2 protein-coding genes are annotated in these 626 nt (G+C 50.0%); both read right to left on the bottom strand.

Going from position 1 to position 626, the window contains the following annotated elements; genetic code table 11:
- On the bottom strand, positions 1-287 hold a 287-nt coding region (locus DMC61_RS42200), incomplete at its 3' end, for a hypothetical protein (protein WP_233595124.1).
- Positions 284-626 (bottom strand): hypothetical protein (locus DMC61_RS42205; RefSeq protein WP_233595125.1); only part of this gene is annotated, 343 nt, incomplete at its 5' end. The genes DMC61_RS42200 and DMC61_RS42205, both read right to left, overlap by 4 nt.

The raw sequence follows: 626 nt of genomic DNA on the forward strand, positions 1-626 counted from the left end.
TCTCCCCCCCCCCCCCCCCCCCCCTTTTCTCTCTTCTCCTCTTTCTCCCTTTCCTTCTCCTTCTTTTTTTCCTTCTCTTCTTCCTTTCCTCTTTCTCCCTTCCTCCCCTCCCTCCTCTTCCTTCCTTTCTCTTCGCCTCCTCTTTCCCTTTTTTTTCTTTTCTTCTCTTCTTCTTCTTGCTTCTTCTTCTTTTCTCTTTCCCTCCTTCCTTCTCCTCCTTTCTTCTCCTCCCCTTTCTTTTCCTTTCTCCTTCTCTTATTCCCTAACCTTTTCTCTCTACTTCTCATTCCCACACCTCTCTCATAATCCTTTCCATTTCCTTCACCTCTCTCTTCCTTTTCCCTCCTTTTCCTCTCCCTTCTCCTTCCCTTTCCTTCCCCTTCTCCTTCTTTCCCTCCCTCCTCCTTCCCTCTCCCTCCCTTCTCTTTCCCTTCCCCCCTCCCTTCTTCTCTCTCCCCCTCTTCTTCTCTTTTCTCCCCTTCTTCTCCCCTCCTTCCTTTCCCTCCTCCTCTCCTCTTCTCCTTCCCCCCCCTTTCCTCCTTTTTCTTCCTCCTGCTTCCTCTCTTTTTCTTCCCTTTCCTCCTTCCCTCTCCTTCTCCTTTTTCTTCTCTTCCCCTTCCCCCTTC

This window comes from Amycolatopsis sp. WAC 04169 (assembly GCF_003947535.1).
GTDB lineage: Bacteria > Actinomycetota > Actinomycetes > Mycobacteriales > Pseudonocardiaceae > Amycolatopsis > Amycolatopsis keratiniphila.